This window comes from Streptomyces composti (assembly GCF_012034205.1).
In the GTDB taxonomy this organism is placed as follows: domain Bacteria; phylum Actinomycetota; class Actinomycetes; order Streptomycetales; family Streptomycetaceae; genus Streptomyces; species Streptomyces composti.
Window position 1 is genome coordinate 82,086 of the sequence record NZ_JAATEM010000029.1, and the last position, 16,485, is coordinate 98,570.

The following is a 16,485-nucleotide window of genomic DNA, read 5'->3' on the forward strand; positions in this document are numbered from 1 at the left end:
GCGGGGCACGGGAGCCGGGCGCGGCACGGCATCCGGGCGCGCACCGTGCATCGGGCGGGGCACGGAAGCCGGGCGCGCACCGTGCATCGGGCGCGGCACGGGTCCCGGGCCCGGGCACGAGTGAGGGCCGCCCCTCGCCGGAAGGGCGGCCCTCGCTCACAGAAGCGGTCGGTCGACCGGACCCTCAGTCGCCGTTGCCGGGGGTCGGGGTGTTCTTCTGGATCTGCATCAGGAACTCGACGTTCGACTTGGTCTGCTTCATCTTGTCGAGCAGCAGCTCGATCGCCTGCTGCTGGTCGAGCGCGTGCAGCACCCGGCGCAGCTTCCAGACGATGCCTAGCTCCTCGGCACCGAGCAGGATCTCCTCCTTGCGGGTGCCGGACGCGTCGACGTCCACCGCGGGGAAGATGCGCTTGTCGGCGAGCTTCCGGTCGAGCTTGAGCTCCATGTTGCCGGTGCCCTTGAACTCCTCGAAGATCACCTCGTCCATGCGGGACCCGGTGTCGACGAGCGCGGTCGCCAGGATGGTGAGCGAGCCACCGTCCTCGATGTTGCGCGCGGCACCGAAGAAGCGCTTCGGCGGGTACAGGGCGGTGGAGTCGACACCACCGGAGAGGATGCGGCCCGAGGCGGGCGCGGCCAGGTTGTAGGCACGGCCCAGACGGGTGATGGAGTCGAGCAGCACGACCACGTCGTGACCCAGCTCCACCAGCCGCTTGGCGCGCTCGATGGCCAGCTCGGCGACCGTGGTGTGGTCCTCGGCCGGGCGGTCGAAGGTCGAGGAGATGACCTCGCCCTTGACCGACCGCTGCATGTCGGTGACCTCTTCCGGACGCTCGTCGACCAGGACGACCATCAGGTGGCACTCGGGGTTGTTGTGCGTGATCGCGTTGGCGATCGCCTGCATGATCATGGTCTTGCCGGTCTTCGGCGGGGCCACGATCAGACCGCGCTGGCCCTTGCCGATCGGCGAGACGAGGTCGATGATCCGGGTGGTCAGCACGCCCGGGTCGGTCTCCAGGCGGAGCCGGTCCTGCGGGTACAGCGGGGTGAGCTTGTTGAACTCCGGGCGGCCGCGGCCGTGTTCGGGGGCCATGCCGTTGACGGAGTCCAGGCGGACCAGCGCGTTGAACTTCTCGCGCCGCTCGCCTTCCTTGGGCTGGCGCACGGCACCGGTGATGTGGTCGCCCTTGCGCAGGCCGTTCTTGCGGACCTGGGCGAGGGAGACGTACACGTCGTTCGGACCGGGCAGGTAGCCGGAGGTCCGGATGAAGGCGTAGTTGTCGAGGATGTCCAGGATGCCCGCGACGGGGATCAGGACGTCGTCCTCGGCGATCTGCGGCTCGGCGTCGTCGCGGCCACGGCGGCCACGGCGGTCGCGGTAGCGTCCGCGCCGGCCACGCCGGCCGCCGCCCTCCTCCTCGTAGCCGTCGTCCTGACGGCCGCCGCCCTGCTGGTTCTGCTGGCGGCCCTGGCCGCCCTGCTGGTCGTCGCCGCCCTTGTTGCGGCGGTCGCGGTCCCGGCCGCGGTTGCGGTCGCGGTCCCGGCGGCGGCCCTCGCCGCCCTCGCCGTCGGACCTCGAGTCGGACTTGGAGTCGGACCTCGAGTCGGACTTCGCATCGGACTTGGCCTCGGACTTCCCATCCGACTTGCCGTCGCCCTGGGCCTGCTGTCCTTGCTGCTGCCCCTGCTGCTGGGCGGGGGTCTCGGCCTTCTGCTCGGTCTTGGCCTCGGCCGTGATCGTCTCGGTGGCGGCCGGGGCGCCCGCCTCGGCGGTGGCCCTGCGGCGGCGGCGCTCGGCCGGGGCCTCGGCGCCGGCGGGCTGCTCGGCGGAGGCGGAGGCCTTCGGGGAGGGCTGGCCCGGGATCTCGATCTGCTGCTGGGCCGCCGCCTGCTCGGCGGGAGCGGCCTCGGCCTTGGTGTCCGCCTTCTTCTCGGCGGTCTCACCCGTGCGGGCCTTGGAGGTGGCGCGGCGCTTGGGCTTGGTCTCGGCCGGCGCGTCGGTCTTCGCGGGGGCGCCGCCCGCGGCCTGCGCCTCCTTGATGACCTCGATCAGCTGGCTCTTGCGCATCCGCGCGGTGCCCCTGATGCCGAGGCCGGATGCGACCTGCTGCAGCTCGGCCAGCACCATGCCCTCGAGGCCGGTACCGCGCCGCCGCCGGGAGCCGGCACCGGATGCAGGCGCGGAGGCGTCCGTGGCGGGCGCTGCAGCGGTCTCGTCGACACGTGCGCCCATCAGATCGGTGGTGTCGCTCACGAAGGGTCCTTCCCTGGAGCGGACGTCGGCCTGTCTGGCTCGGCGACCGGTTGTGCTGTCCGGCTTCGGTCCTTGCTGTGTGGACCGTGCCGGGGCGGTGGTCCGCCTAAGCGGCGGAAGAGATATCTGGTGATGGCGCTACCTCGAGCCGTGGCACCCAGTGTCACGTGGCGTGGTCGCACCGGTTCCGGAGCGTGCCCGGCGGGCCGTTCAGTGTCCGCGTACGGCGTCATGCCCACAGGGGAGGCAGTGAACGATGCAGAGAACACAGTGCGGCTTGGGGGGCTCCCGGAAGAATGTCTGTCCCGGACGGGGACACGAGGCACCTCGCCATGGTGGGGTCGGGTGCAGACTTGAGGTTAACACTACCGGATCCAACAAACATTCCCCCTCTCGAATTCCGGCAACCGTGTCAGGTGGCGAGCGGAAGCACGCTCGCTCCCTGCAGGTCCAGGCTCAGCCGGTTGGCCGCCCAGTCGCTGCCGGCCAGTGCTTCGACCTTGTCGGCGGTGTCCGCGTCGGCCAGCGCCATGACCGTGGGTCCGGCGCCGGAGATCACCGCGGGGATGCCGTCCCCCCGCAGTCGCTCGACCAGGGCGGCGCTCTCCGGCATGGCCGGGGCGCGGTACTCCTGGTGGAGGCGGTCCTCGGTGGCGGGCAGCAGCAGCTCGGGGCGCCGGGTGAGGGCCTCGACGAGCAGGGCCGCACGGCCCGCGTTGGCGGCCGCGTCGACGTGCGGCACGGTGCGCGGCAGCAGTCCGCGCGCGGTTTCGGTGAGTACCGGCTTTCCGGGGACGAAAACCACCGGAACGATGGAATCGGCCGGGTCCATCCTGATCGCGCGGGCCGCGCCGCCGTCCATCCAGGACAGGGTGAATCCGCCGAGCAGGCAGGCCGCGACGTTGTCGGGGTGGCCCTCGATCTCGGTGGCGAGCTCGAGCAGCGCGGTGTCGTCGAGCCGTGCCTCGGCGCCTATGGTCACGGCGCGGGCGGCGACGATGCCGGCACAGATGGCGGCCGAGGAGGAGCCGAGGCCCCGGCCGTGCGGGATGCGGTTGGCGCAGACGATCTCCAGGCCGCGCGGCTGGCCGCCGAGCAGGTCGAAGGCGGTGCGCAGGGAGCGTACGAGCAGATGGCTCTCGTCGCGCGGGAGGGTGTCGCTGCCCTCACCGGCGATGTCGATGTGCAGCCCGGAGTCGGCCACCCGGACGACCACGTCGTCGTACAAGCCCAGCGCGAGGCCGAGGGCGTCGAAGCCCGGGCCGAGGTTGGCGCTGGTGGCGGGGACGCGCACCCGGACGGCGGCGGCGCGGAACGCGGGACCGGCCATCTCTCGATGACTCTCCTTGAGCTGCGTGACGGTCGTGACGGTCGAATGGCGGCGATGGACATTCGGTGACGTACCCGGACCCGCTGGGGCCGCCTCTGCGGACCCCTGCTGACGACGCGGAGACGACGCGGTGCCGCGGCATATGCGCGGCATATGCGGCGGGCGGGTTCGGTACAGCCTATCGAAGGAAGGTTCAGTGGCGACATAGGGCGCACAGGAGGCGCACGATGCGTGTCGCAAGCCCCCTGTGCACCCTCTGAGGAGAACTTCCCCAGGTAAGCGCCGTCTTACGCCGGATCTGCCGACGCTTGTCGCCTCCGTGCGGACCCGGCTGGGGCTCGTCTAGACCAGTCCGAGCCGCTCGGCGGCCGCCGCGGCGTCGACCGGGACGGTGACCGGCTGCGGGGCGCCGGCGACGGCCCAGTCGGGGTCCTTCAGGCCGTTGCCGGTGACCGTGCACACGATGCGCTGGCCCGGGTCGACCTTGCCCTGCTCGGCGGCCTTCAGCAGACCGGCCACCGAGGCGGCGGAGGCGGGCTCCACGAAGACGCCCTCCTGCGAGGCCAACAGCCGGTAGGCCCGAAGGATCTCACGGTCCGTCACCTCGTCGATCAGACCGCCCGACTCGTCGCGCGCGGCGAGCGCGTACTGCCAGGAGGCGGGGTTGCCGATGCGAATGGCGGTGGCGATGGTCGAGGGGTCCTTGACGATCTCGCCGCGCACGATCGGCGCCGAACCGGAGGCCTGGAAGCCCCACATGCGCGGGGTGCGGGTGGCCGGGCCGTCGGCGGCGTACTCGCGGTAGCCCTTCCAGTAGGCGGTGATGTTGCCCGCGTTGCCCACCGGCAGGACGTGGATGTCGGGAGCGTCGCCCAGCATGTCCACGATCTCGAAGGAGGCGGTCTTCTGCCCCTCGATCCGCACCGGATTGACCGAATTGACCAGCGCCACGGGGTAGTTCTCGCTCAGCGCGCGGGCCAGCGTGAGGCAGTCGTCGAAATTGCCGTCCACCTGGAGGATCTTCGCCCCGTGCACCAGGGCCTGGCCCATCTTGCCGAGGGCGATCTTGCCCTGCGGCACCAGCACCGCGGACACCATCCTCGCGCGCACCGCGTACGCGGCGGCGCTCGCCGAGGTGTTGCCGGTGGAGGCGCAGATGACCGCCTTCGCGCCCTCCTCCGCGGCCTTGGAGATGGCCATGGTCATGCCGCGGTCCTTGAAGGACCCGGTCGGGTTGGCGCCCTCGACCTTGAGGTGGACCTCGCAGCCGGTGCGCTCGGAGAGCACCTGCGCGGGCACGAGCGGCGTGCCGCCCTCGCGGAGCGTGACGACCGGCGTGGTGTCGGATACCGGCAGCCGGTCCCGGTACTCCTCGATGATTCCGCGCCACTGGTGGGTCATTGCTGGCTACTCTCCTTCAACCCGCATGATGCTGGCGACACCGCGCACGGTGTCGAGCTTGCGCAGCGCCTCGACGGTGCCGCCGAGGGCCGCGTCGGACGCACGGTGGGTGACGACGACGAGGGAGGCCTCCCCGTCCTTGCCCTGCTGGCGCACCGTGTCGATCGAGACACCGTGCTCCGCGAACACGGTCGCGACCTGGGCGAGCACGCCCGGTTTGTCGGCCACGTCCAGGCTGATGTGGTACCGCGTGACGACCTCGCCCATCGGCGAGACGGGCAGCGCGGCGTAGGCGGACTCGCCGGGCCCGGTCGCCCCGGCGAGCCGGTTGCGGCACACCGCGACCAGGTCGCCGAGCACCGCGGAGGCGGTGGGCGCACCGCCCGCGCCGGGGCCGTAGAACATCAGCTGCCCGGACGCGTCGGACTCGACGAAGACGGCGTTGTAGGCGCCGCGCACCGAGGCCAGCGGGTGGCTGAGCGGGATCATCGCCGGGTGCACGCGCGCGGTGACGGAGGCGCCGTCCTCGGCCCGCTCGCAGATGGCGAGCAGCTTGATGGTGCAGCCCATCTCCTTCGCGGACGCGAAGTCGGCGGCGGTGACCTCGGTCATGCCCTCGCGGTAGACGTCGTCGAGCCGCACCCGGGTGTGAAAGGCGATGCCGGCCAGGATGGCGGCCTTGGCGGCCGCGTCGAAGCCCTCGACGTCGGCGGTGGGGTCGGCCTCGGCGTAGCCGAGCGCGGTGGCCTCGTCCAGGGCCTCCTGGTAGCCGGCCCCCGTGGTGTCCATCTTGTCGAGGATGAAGTTCGTCGTTCCGTTGACGATGCCGAGCACCCGGTTGACCTTGTCCCCGGCGAGCGACTCGCGCAGCGGGCGGATCAGCGGGATGGCACCGGCGACGGCGGCCTCGTAGTAGAGGTCCCTGCCGTGCTCCTCGGCGGCGGCGTGCAGCGCGGCGCCGTCCTGGGCGAGCAGGGCCTTGTTCGCGGAGACGACGGAGGCGCCGTGCTCGAAGGCGGTGGTGATCAGGCTGCGGGCGGGTTCGATCCCGCCGATGACCTCGACGACGACATCCAGGTCGCCGCGTTTGACCAGCGCGGTCGCGTCGGTGGTGATCAGCTCCGCGGGGATGCCCTCGCGCACCTTGTCGGGCCGCCGTACGGCCACCCCGGCCAGTTCCACCGGGGCGCCGATGCGGGCGGCGAGGTCGTCGGCGTGCGTCGTCATGATGCGTGCCACCTCTGAGCCGACCACTCCACAGCCCAGCAGCGCCACCTTCAGCGGACGCGTACGCATCATCCGACCTCGTTTCCTGATTACCGTCTCGGTTGCACCAGTCTCACTCACCGGACGGGACTTCTTGCCCTTCGTCCGGATCGTGAGACATGTATTTCATTGTCACGGCCCGGCACGCCGCAGATCTTTTACCAAGGCCCTCGCGGGCTCCTGCAAGGTCCGCGCCGGCCCGCCCGGCCGCTATCCGACGTCCAGCCGGAGAAGATCCTCCTCCGTCTCCCGCCGGACGATCACGCGCGCCTCGCCGTCCTTCACCGCGACGACGGGCGGACGCAGCACATGGTTGTAGTTGCTGGCCATCGACCGGCAGTACGCCCCCGTCGCCGGTACGGCGATGAGGTCGCCCGGCGCCAGGTCGGCCGGCAGGAAAGCGTCCCGCACCACGATGTCACCGCTCTCGCAGTGCTTGCCGACCACCCGGCTCAGCATCGGCCCCGCGTCGGAGGTGCGGGAGGCCAGCACCACGCTGTACTCGGCGTCGTACAGCGCGGTCCGGATGTTGTCCGACATGCCGCCGTCGACCGACACATACGTGCGCAGCCCGTCCAGCGGCTTGACGGTCCCGACCTCGTACAGCGTGAACGCGGTCGGCCCGACGACCGCCCGCCCCGGCTCCACCGAGATCCTGGGGGTGCGCAGCTTCGCGGCCTCGCACTCACGGGTGACGATCTCGGAGAGCGCCTTGGCGATCTCGTGCGGCTCCCGGGGGTCGTCGTCGCTGGTGTACGCGATGCCGAGACCGCCGCCGAGGTCGATCTCGGGCAGCTCGACCCCGTGCTCGTCCCGGATGTCCTTCAGCAGCCCCACGACCCGGTGGGCGGCCACCTCGAAACCGGACATGTCGAAGATCTGCGACCCGATGTGGCTGTGGATCCCGGTCAGCTCGAGCCCGTCCAGCTGCAGCGCCCGCCGCACCGCCTCGGCGGCCTGCCCGTCCGCCAGCGGAATGCCGAACTTCTGATCCTCGTGCGCGGTCGCGATGAACTCGTGGGTATGGGCCTCCACGCCGACCGTCACCCGGATCTGCACGCGCTGCCGCTTGCCCAGCGACTGTGCGATGTGGGCCACCCGCACGATCTCCAGGAACGAGTCGAGCACGATCCGGCCCACACCGGCCCGGACGGCCCGCTCGATCTCCTCCGCCGACTTGTTGTTGCCGTGGAAGGCGATCCGCTCGGCGGGCATCCCGGCGGACAGCGCGGTGGTCAGCTCACCACCGGAGCAGACGTCGAGGTTCAGCCCCTCCTCGTTCAGCCACCGCACCACGGCGCGGGACAGGAACGCCTTGCCGGCGTAGAACACATCGGCGTCGCTGCCGAAGGCGGTGCGCCAGGCCCGCGCCCGGGCCCGGAAGTCGGTCTCGTCGAGGATGTAGGCCGGGGTGCCGAACTCCTCGGCCAACCGCTTGACGTCGATACCGCCCACGGTGAGGACGCCGCTCTCATCGCGGGTGACGGTCTGCGCCCACACCTTCGCGTCGAGGGCGTTCAGATCGGCGGGGGGCGCGAGGTAGTGCCCCTCGGGGAGGACATCGGCGTGACGGGGCCCGGCGGGGTGTGCGGAACGGCTCATGACGGGTCTTGGGCTTCCTAGAGATGGTCGGGTGCGTCGATGCCGAGCAGGGACAGGCCGCCGGCCAGCACCGTCCCGGCGGCTTCGGCGAGGGCCAGCCGGGCACGGTGGGCGGCCGAGGGTTTCTCCGCACCGAGAGGCAGGACGGCGGGCAGCAGCGGCTGCAGGGCATCGGCGACGGTGACCAGATGCCGGGCGAGTCGGTCGGGCGCACGCCGGTCGGCGGCGGCCCGCAGGATGCGGGGGTGGTCGCCGAGGGCGGCGACCAGCTCCGGCACCGCCGGCTCCGTCACCGGCCCAGGCTCGGGCCGGAACCCCAGGTCGGAGGCGTTGCGCAGCAGGGCCCGGGTGCGGGCGTGCGCGTACCGGACACGGAAGAGGGGGTTGCCCTCGCGCTGGCTCAGGTGCTCGGAGGTGAGACGTGGACGGTCGTGCGGGGCCGGGTACAGCAGCGCCCAGCGACCGGCGTCCCGGCCGAGGGGGGCGGGGTCGCCGGGGGCGGGAACGGGGCGGACGGTGTGGACGTGGGCGGGGGTGGAGACCTGGGTGCGGAGGCGGGCCTGGGGCTCGCTGCCGGAGGCGGCCTTTCCACCGCCCTCTCCCTCCTCCGCGCTGTCCGGACGAAGGCCGAGCACCTTCATCCACTCGGACGCCCCGCTCGGCTCGGGCCGCTCGGGGGCCTCGGCGGACCCGGCGGACTCGGAGGGCCCGCACTGAAGGCGACTGCTTCTGCTTCTGGCCCCGCTCCCGTCGCCGTCGCCGTTGCCACTCCCGCCCTCGTACCGGATCCGGACGGCAGCGCCCTGGGACCGCAGGATCCGGGCCAGAACGTCGGCGCAGACGAGAGCACGCACCTCGTACGGCGCGCTGAGCCGGAAGACCTCGCCCGCGAGGGCATCGCTGTGCCCGTACCGGACACCGGCCCGCAGGATCTCCTCGACCAGGGCGGCCTGGGCGTCGTCCGGCAGCCTGATGTTGAGGAATCCGGGCCCGGTCACGACCACGTCGGCGACGGCACCGGTGCGCAGCAGATGCGAGCGCAGCACCTCCGCCACCCGCAGCGGCGGCTGCCCGGCAGGCTTGGCCAGCTGGAGGGCGATGCTGGTGGCGTAGTCCCCGCACCCTCCGGGCCCCGGCGGCCCGACCTGGGCACGTTCGGGAACCGCCACCTGCAGATCCCCCTCGTCGACGGCACGGCGCACCGCGCGCAGCACGGTGCGGGAGAGCTCGACGGGGGTCACGGGACAAGCGTAGGCGAGAAGGGGGGTGGGTGAGCGAGTCGGTTCGGGGCGGGTCCCGAGATGTGGACGCCCTCAGTACGCGGACGACCCGGAGTACGTGGACGCGCTCAGGTGCCGGCCCCGGAGTGCCCGGCGGCCGTCTCGTTCTCCCCCACGGCCTCGCTCTCCCCCACCACGGGAACGCGCGGCCCCCTCCCGATCCGGGCGGCGTCCCGCCCCGGCGCCGGGCGCCCGCTGAGCAGCCGCCGCACCACCCGTACCAGCTCTCCGGGCTCGAACGGCTTGGACAGGAACGCGTCGACCCCGACGTCGAGTCCGTTCTCCACCTCGCGCCGGCTGCAGGCACTGATGATGGCGAGCGGAAGGTGGCGGGTGAGCGGGTCCTCCCTCAGCCGGGCGGCGGTGCGGAGCCCGTCGAGCCTCGGCATGACCACATCGAGCGTCACGGCGTCGGGCCGCACCCGATGCACCACTTCCAGACACTCGGCACCGTCGGCCGCGGTCACGACCTCGATGCCCTCCAGCTCGAGATTGACCCTGATCAACTGCCGGATGACCTTGTTGTCGTCCACAACAAGCACCCGGCCCGATGCGCCTGGCACAACTCGAGAGTAGGTCCGCACCGGCCACCGCGTCCGGGTTTTCCCGACTTCCACCCCGCACGAGCGACACGGCACCCACGAGGTGGACCCTGGCAGGGCTTCTGGTGGGAAACCGGTTCATGACCACCCCCCGGGAACTGGTAATGTTCTACCCGTCGCCGCGATCACCGCGACCGGCACGCCCCCGTAGCTCAGGGGATAGAGCAACGGCCTCCGGAGCCGTGTGCGCAGGTTCGAATCCTGCCGGGGGCACCATCGATCAGGTGCCCGAAGACCCCGCCGTCAGCACAATCGCTGAGAGCGGGGTCTTCGTGCATGTGCAGCCGTGTGCAGCCCGGAGCACCCTGGGGACGCAGTCCGTGGACTGTGACTGTTCGTGGACAGAACTTCGGAACGTCCACCCTGGTCAGCGCCCTGGTCTCGCAGACGACTTCAGCCCGCGTCCGGCCACTGCTCCGGAGGAGGAGGCTCCGGATCATTCTGTCGCTCCACTCGCCGCGCGTTCTCCTCCCGCAGGCACGTCAACCACGGCCACAGATCCGGCAGTGGCTGCGCTGGACAAGCGAGATCGTGCTCGATACGGCACCGCTGGAACGGATCCGGCGGACACACCCCGTAGACTGTCACCCGCCCGTCGGACAGCTCGATCCATCGACGGTCCGCCGGCACCGTGTGAGCCAGGGGACGCATGTCCGGCTCCAACAGCACCCAGTCCTGATCGAGTGTCGCCACCCGGTCCGCCAGCAGCCCGCATCGCGGACACTGGGACTGCCCACCACCGAGTCGCCGCGGATTCTCGCCTGAGGCCCCCATACCGTGAGGATCGCTTGCCTCCCACTCCAGACGGAGAACGCCAACCGGACGAATCGCCTGAGGCAGCCAACCACCAGCGGGGCGGAACACGACGCGGCAGGCGCGGAACGCAACCAACGGCCAACAGCGCACGGCCGAGAGACGGCGACAGCCCTCCGGCCCGAGCGGGCCGGAGGGCCTGCAACCCACATGCGTGTGATCACAGCTGATGTCCGGCGCTCGGACGACGACGAGCTCTTCGGAAAGACCAGGCGCCATGGCTACGTCCACTCGGGGCGGTACGCGGCTCTGCCCGCCTTGACCGGGATGGCACGGGGTGGGCGCCGCCGGTCCGGCGGGCGGCGCTCGTCCCGGCCGGCTGCGTCGCATTCCTGACGTGTCGGGTCCTGCACCGCCCTCGTGGTCCGAACGCGGCTTGCCGCGGGTCACGCTCAGGCCAGTCGCCAGGCCTGGCGGTGGCGGGCGATCTCGTGGACCTGGTCGACCTGGTCGGCGGTCAGCACCCCGGACAGCGGGGCCAGTGAGGCGACTTGGCGCTCCTGGTACACCCGGACGGTGAGCTGGGTCGCGGCCACCGTCAGGTCGGTGGCGCCGGCGAAGACCAGGACCGGTTCCACCGGTACCGGAAAGCGGCAGTAGTGCCCGAGCACCCGCCGCACCCGGTCGGCCTCGGCCCGGCTCTTGCGTGCGTATGGCCGCGGTTTCCCGTGATCGATCTTCACGGCGTCGTCGCCGACCCAGACCGCCCTCTTGGGGCAGTACTTGGTGTTGATGCTGAAGACTCCGCCGGGTCCGATCAGCAGATGATCGATGTCCACGTCGTGGGCCAGCGGTATGGAGTGCAGGACGCGCCAGCCGTGACGGGACAATCGGGCGAGTTCCGCTCCGACGCGCTTCTCCCCCGTCAGCCCCTTCTCCCAGGACTCCCACTCGGTCGGCCGGCGCAGGAGCCGGGCGAGGGTCCGCTCGAACCGTCCCGCGCCCGACCGGGCGAGCCGCTCCCGGAGGGCGGCTCCAGGAGGGTTGCCGGCCAAGTCGTCGTCCGGGGTCAGTGGGGGCAGTCCGGGGGGCGCTGCGGGCTCGGCCGTCGCGGGCTCCGGACCGGCCGCCGTGTCGTGACGGTCCGACAGGTGAGGGGTGAGTGCGGCGATCACGTCGTCGCTGTGCTCGGCACGCAGGATGGTGATCTTCCCCGTCTTCAGGTCCGCCCAGCCGGCGGCGGTGCCGTCGGGGAGGCTCGCGTACAAGCGGTCGTGCCCGTACCGCCTCCAGCGTGTGACCTCGAGCTCCATGAGACCCCCTCGGCGCCTCGGCTCCGCACCCGTCAGCTCGCATGGCAGCAGCAGGAGGGAGGCGGCCACAAGACGGGGCACGGGTTCTGGGGTGCATGCGGACGGGAACGCCGTGCGGCGCAGCAGGCCTGCGCCCTGACGTCCGCCCGGCAAGGCGGTTGACCGGTCGGCGGTTTCACCGAGTCTCGGCGTGCCATGGGTGCCGGGGCGTTCCGGTCCCGGCAGCGGCAGCGGGGTGTGAGCTGGGTCTCGTTCGGGCGGACTGTGCGGGGAGTTGGGCGCTGTGCGGCGTGACCAGTTCCACAGGGTGGAGTGACGGGGCGGTAACTCGTGTGCCCGGCAGGCCGGTTGACGGGTTGACCGATTCATCCCTCAAGCGACACCGCAGGGCAAAACGGACATGTACGTCATTCAACTGTGGCCGGTTCCGGGTTCGTGCACTTCACTCTTAACGGTCCTCAAGTACGACAGTTCGGACCAACGAAAGCATCTGCACTCATGCCCCACTCTTCCGGCATACGCGAAGTCCCCATGAACCCGCACTCGGTGACGGCTGCCGAGGTCGTGCCCGGTGATCTGGTCGCCCTGTCGGGCGACGACGTGGCGGCGGACCGGTGGTACGTCGTCACGCACACGCTGCCCGAGGACCCTGAGGTGATCCGGGTCACGCTGCGGCCGCCCCTCGGCGGGCGGGACCGGGAGGAACTGCTGCGCCGTGAGCAGCGGGTGAGCGTCGCCGGGCGACGCGTGGATCCCTCCGCGGTACCGGAGGTGACGTCGCCCGCACTCGACGATGTCGAGTTCCGGGACGGGGACAGGGTGTCGTCCCTGCGTGCCGTGGACCCGTCGGCGCAGGAGGTGACGTATGTGCGTCGCTGGGGGACCTGGCGGCGGGACGACGAGAGCGCGAGCGCGGGCGCGACCGGCGGGGTCTCCGACACCGAGGTACGGCGGTGGGCCGCCGAGGCCGACGAGGCCGGGCATGTCGTACGGCACGAGCCGCGGCCGGTGAGCGAGGCGCGGGCCGCCGGGGCCCGCCGGGTCGTGGTGACCGGGCTCGGTGCGATGACGCCGCTCGGCGCCGGGACCAGCGAGCTGTGGCAGGGGCTGCTCGAGGGGCGGCACGGCATACGGGAGCTGGAGGACGAGGAGTTCGGGGAGCTGCCGGTGCGGGTGGCCGGGACCGTGCCGGTGGATCCGGCGCGGCTGCTGCCGCGGGCGGTGGCCCGGCGGATGAACCGCGCCGCCCAGTTCGCGGTGCTGGCCGCACGGGAGGCCTGGGCGGACGCCGGGTTCGCCGAGGGCGGCACCCGCGAGAGCGGTCTTGACCCGGAGCGGGTCGGGGTGAGCCTCGGCGCGATTCTCGGGGACGCGTCCGTGCTGGTGGGCGGGGACCGGAAGCTGCGGGACAAGGGCCCGCGGAGTGTGTCGCCGCTCACCACGCCGATGACCGTGCCGTCGCAGGCCGCGTCGCAGGTCTCACTGGATCTGCACATCACGGGCGAGGCGCGGACCGTGACCAGCGCGTGCGCCTCGGGTACGGAGGCGATCGGGCAGGCGGTGGACCGGATCCGGTTCGGACGGGTGGACGTCGCCCTGGCGGGCGGCGCCGAGGCCGTGGTGACGCCGGCGATCATGGCGTCGTTCGCGGCGATGCGGGCCCTGGCCGAGGGCGACCCCGCCGAGGGCTCGCCGTCGCGGCCCTTCGACCGGGACCGGAACGGCTTCGTCAACGGCGAGGGCGCCGGCGTGCTGGTGCTGGAGTCCGAGGAGCACGCGCGGGCGCGTGGTGCGCGGATCTACTGCGAGGCGGCCGGCTGGGGGCTGTCCGCGGACGCTCACCATGTGGCAGCGCCGGATCCGTCCGGCGAGGGCATCGCCCTGGCGCTGCGGCGGGCCGTGCGGGACGCGGGGGGCCACCTGGCGGACGTGGTCCATGTGAACGCGCACGCCACCGCCACGGTCGACGGCGACCTCGCGGAGGCCCGGGCGCTGCGGAACGTCCTGGGCGCCCGGAACGTGCCGGTGAGCGCGCTCAAGGGGCACCTGGGGCATCTGCAAGGTGCGGCCGGCGGTGTCGAGGCGGTGGCCGCGGTGCTCACGCTGCACCACGGTGTGATGCCGCCCACGGTGGGCTGCGCCGAGCTGGACGAGGCGATCGAGCTGGACGTGGTGCGTGAGGCCCCACGTGTGCTGCCCGCGGAGGGTGACCTGGTGCTGAGCAATTCGTTCGGCTTCGGCGGTCACAACGCGGTGCTGGCGCTGCGGCGCGCGGCCTGAGGCGACGCACGGGATCTCCCGCTTGCGTCGGGCGCGGCGCCCGCATCGGCGGTCGGCCGGCGCGTCCGTCCCCGTCCGGCGGTTGCGGGTGCAGGCCCAGGGCCGGCAGCTGCCATGTGAGGGGCGACGCCGGGCCCCCGGATCCCAGGGACCGGGGGCCCGTTCGCACTCCGAAACCGGGGTCCGGCCGGTCTCACGGCCCCGGGCAGGCGCCCGCCTCGAACTCATGGCCCCGAGCAGGCGCCCACCTCGAACTCACAGCCTCGGGCAGAGGCTCACTGGGAACTCGAGGCCCCGAGCAGGCGCCGTGTCACGCCGAGCGTTTCCGGGAAGCGGTCTTCTTCGTCGCGGACGTCTTCTTGGCCGTCGACTTCTTCGCCGTGCTCTTCGTTCCGCCGCTCTTCGCGGATGCGCTCTTTGCGGCGGTCTTCTTCGCGCTCGCCGGCTTGCGGGAGGAGGACGCCGTCTTCTTCGCCGCGGTCTTCTTGGCGGTGGACTTCTTGCCGCCGGTCTCCTTGGGAGAGGTGCGGGAGGTCTTGCGCTGCGGGAGGGGCTTGACCTCGGCCTCCTCCGCGGATTCGCCGCGGGACTCGCGGGCGGCGCGGACGCTGTTCTCCAGGGCGGCCATCAGGTCCAGGACCTTGCCGCCGCGCTCGGGCTCGGGCAGCTCCGGCGGGGTCTCGCCGGCCGCCTTGGCGGCGATGACCTCCTCCAGCGCCTCGCGGTACTCGTCGTGCAGGTCCTCCAGGTCGACCTCGCCGAGGGTCTCCATCAGCGCGTCCGCGAGGTCGAGCTCCTTGTCGCGGACGGTGACGTCGGTGTCGGGGGCGACACCCTCGGGTGCGCGCACCTCGTCCGGCCAGAGCAGTCCGTGCATGGCGATGGCGTCGCCGACCACGCGCAGCATGCCGAGCCGCTCGCGGCCGCGCAGCGCGAACTTGGCGATGGCGACCTTGTTGCTGCGTTTGAGGGCCTCGCGCAGCAGGGTGTACGGCTTGGCGGCCGGTGCCCCGCTCGCGGCCAGGTAGTAGGCGGAGTCCATCTGCAGCGGGTCGATCCGGTCGCTGGGCACGAAGGCGACGATCTCGATGGTCCTGGCGGTCGGGATCGGCAGCTGGGCCAGGTCCTCGTCGGTGATCGGGATGATCGTGCCGTCCGAGTCCTCGTAGCCCTTGCCGATCTCCTGGCTGCTGACCTCCCGGTCCTCCAGCTCGCAGAACTTGCGGTACCGGATCCGGCCGCCGTCCTCGGTGTGGATCTGGCGGAAGGAGATCGAGTGGCTCTCGGTGGCGTTCACCAGCTTGATCGGGATGCTGACCAGGCCGAACGAGATCGCGCCGTTCCAGATGGACCTCACGTGCGACACCTTCCCGACCGTTTGTCATGGTTTGCGTGAGATTCTCATCGTATGGCGCCTATCACTGAGGTGGAGGGGCGGCGGCTCCCGCTCAGCAATCTGGAGAAGGTGCTGTATCCCGCCACCGGGTTCACCAAGGCGGAGGTACTGCACTACTACGCGACCGTGGCCGAGGTGCTGCTGCCGCATCTGCGGGACCGCGCGGTGTCCTTCCTGCGCTACCCGGACGGGCCCGACGGGCAGGTGTTCTTCACCAAGAACGTGCCGCCGGGTACGCCCGACTGGGTCACCACCGCCGAGGTGCCCAGGTCGGACGGGCCGTCGCGGATGGTGCTGGTGCAGGACCTGCCGAGCCTGATGTGGGCGGCGAACCTGGTCGCCGAGTTCCACGTCCATCAGTGGCGGGTGCAGAACCCCGAGGAGGCGGACCGGATCGTCTTCGACCTGGACCCCGGGCCGCCGGCGACGATCGTGCACTGCTGCGAGGTCGCCCGCTGGCTGCGGGACCGGCTCGCCGAGGACGGGATCGAGGCCTACGCGAAGACCTCCGGCTCGAAGGGGCTGCATCTGCTCGCGGCGGTGCGGGGTGCCTCGCCCGAGCGGGTGTCGGACTACGCCAAGGGGCTGGCGGTGGAGGCGGAGAAGGCGATGCCCCATCTGGTGCTGCACCGGATGACGCGCAGCCTGCGGCCGGGGAAGGTCTTCGTCGACTGGAGCCAGAACGCCGCCCGGAAGACCACGGCCGCCCCCTACACGCTGCGCGCCCGGCAGGAGCCGCTGGTGTCGGCACCGGTGACCTGGGAGGAGGTCGAGGAGTGCCGGTCACCGGACCTGCTGGCGTTCACCGCTCCCGACCTCGGGCCCCGCCTGACGGACTACGGCGATCTGCTGGCGCCGCTCCTTGATCCGGAACACGCGGGGACGCTGCCCTGAGAGCGCCTCCGGAGCACGCGGGGCCACCCCTCTGAAGGTGCCCTCTGCCCTGAAGGCGCCGGGACCCTGCCCCCAAGGGGCCGCTTCCGCATCCGGGCCCGGCAGCTCTTC

At 71.8% G+C, this 16,485-nt stretch carries 12 protein-coding genes and 1 tRNA gene; 3 read left to right on the forward strand and 10 right to left on the reverse strand.

Annotation, left to right across the window (positions count from 1 at the left end):
• Window positions 1–184: 184 nt before the first annotated feature.
• From rho to HCJ93_RS22935, 7 genes are all read right to left on the reverse strand, one after another.
• A complete protein-coding gene (gene rho, locus HCJ93_RS22905) occupies window positions 185–2,257 on the reverse strand; it encodes a transcription termination factor Rho (protein ID WP_167997670.1) in 2,073 nt (690 codons plus the stop codon).
• 412 nt (window positions 2,258–2,669) lie between these two features.
• Window positions 2,670–3,587 carry a homoserine kinase gene (gene thrB / locus HCJ93_RS22910; RefSeq protein WP_167997671.1) on the reverse strand — a complete coding sequence of 306 codons (918 nt, stop codon included), beginning with the start codon at window positions 3,585–3,587 and terminating at the stop codon, window positions 2,670–2,672.
• 342 nt (window positions 3,588–3,929) lie between these two features.
• Complete coding sequence (thrC, locus tag HCJ93_RS22915; protein ID WP_167997672.1) at window positions 3,930–4,988, reverse strand: threonine synthase; 1,059 nt, start codon at window positions 4,986–4,988, stop codon at window positions 3,930–3,932.
• Between the two features lie 6 nt (window positions 4,989–4,994).
• Window positions 4,995–6,287, reverse strand: coding sequence for a homoserine dehydrogenase (locus HCJ93_RS22920; protein ID WP_167997673.1), 1,293 nt, complete (start codon window positions 6,285–6,287; stop codon window positions 4,995–4,997).
• A gap of 177 nt (window positions 6,288–6,464) precedes the next feature.
• Window positions 6,465–7,856 carry a diaminopimelate decarboxylase gene (lysA, locus tag HCJ93_RS22925; RefSeq protein ID WP_167997674.1) on the reverse strand — a complete coding sequence of 464 codons (1,392 nt, stop codon included), beginning with the start codon at window positions 7,854–7,856 and terminating at the stop codon, window positions 6,465–6,467.
• Between the two features lie 17 nt (window positions 7,857–7,873).
• The gene (gene nrtL, locus HCJ93_RS22930; RefSeq protein WP_167997675.1) at window positions 7,874–9,097 is read right to left on the reverse strand and encodes an ArgS-related anticodon-binding protein NrtL; all 1,224 of its coding nucleotides are present in this window, start codon (window positions 9,095–9,097) and stop codon (window positions 7,874–7,876) included.
• A 107-nt stretch (window positions 9,098–9,204) separates the two neighbouring features.
• Entirely contained in the window at window positions 9,205–9,699 is a 495-nt protein-coding gene (locus HCJ93_RS22935; RefSeq protein ID WP_167997676.1) for a response regulator, read from the reverse strand.
• A 180-nt stretch (window positions 9,700–9,879) separates the two neighbouring features.
• On the opposite strand from HCJ93_RS22935, the gene HCJ93_RS22940 reads away from it, so the two are divergent.
• Window positions 9,880–9,954, forward strand: a tRNA-Arg gene (locus HCJ93_RS22940).
• A gap of 177 nt (window positions 9,955–10,131) precedes the next feature.
• Here HCJ93_RS22940 and HCJ93_RS30050 read toward each other — a convergent pair.
• Window positions 10,132–10,881, reverse strand: coding sequence for a DUF6083 domain-containing protein (locus HCJ93_RS30050; protein WP_309141484.1), 750 nt, complete (start codon window positions 10,879–10,881; stop codon window positions 10,132–10,134).
• Window positions 10,882–10,943: 62 nt separating this feature from the next.
• A complete protein-coding gene (locus HCJ93_RS22945; RefSeq protein WP_167997677.1) occupies window positions 10,944–11,804 on the reverse strand; it encodes a nuclease-related domain-containing protein in 861 nt (286 codons plus the stop codon).
• Window positions 11,805–12,302: 498 nt separating this feature from the next.
• On the opposite strand from HCJ93_RS22945, the gene HCJ93_RS22950 reads away from it, so the two are divergent.
• Complete coding sequence (locus HCJ93_RS22950; RefSeq protein WP_167997678.1) at window positions 12,303–14,084, forward strand: beta-ketoacyl-[acyl-carrier-protein] synthase family protein; 1,782 nt, start codon at window positions 12,303–12,305, stop codon at window positions 14,082–14,084.
• Window positions 14,085–14,394: 310 nt separating this feature from the next.
• Here the strand turns inward: HCJ93_RS22950 and ku are convergent, their stop codons facing one another.
• Window positions 14,395–15,441 carry a non-homologous end joining protein Ku gene (ku, locus tag HCJ93_RS22955; protein WP_444875657.1) on the reverse strand — a complete coding sequence of 349 codons (1,047 nt, stop codon included), beginning with the start codon at window positions 15,439–15,441 and terminating at the stop codon, window positions 14,395–14,397.
• 51 nt (window positions 15,442–15,492) lie between these two features.
• Between ku and ligD the strand changes: the two genes are divergently transcribed.
• The gene (ligD, locus tag HCJ93_RS22960) at window positions 15,493–16,374 is read left to right on the forward strand and encodes a non-homologous end-joining DNA ligase (RefSeq protein ID WP_167997680.1); all 882 of its coding nucleotides are present in this window, start codon (window positions 15,493–15,495) and stop codon (window positions 16,372–16,374) included.
• Window positions 16,375–16,485: the final 111 nt, after the last annotated feature.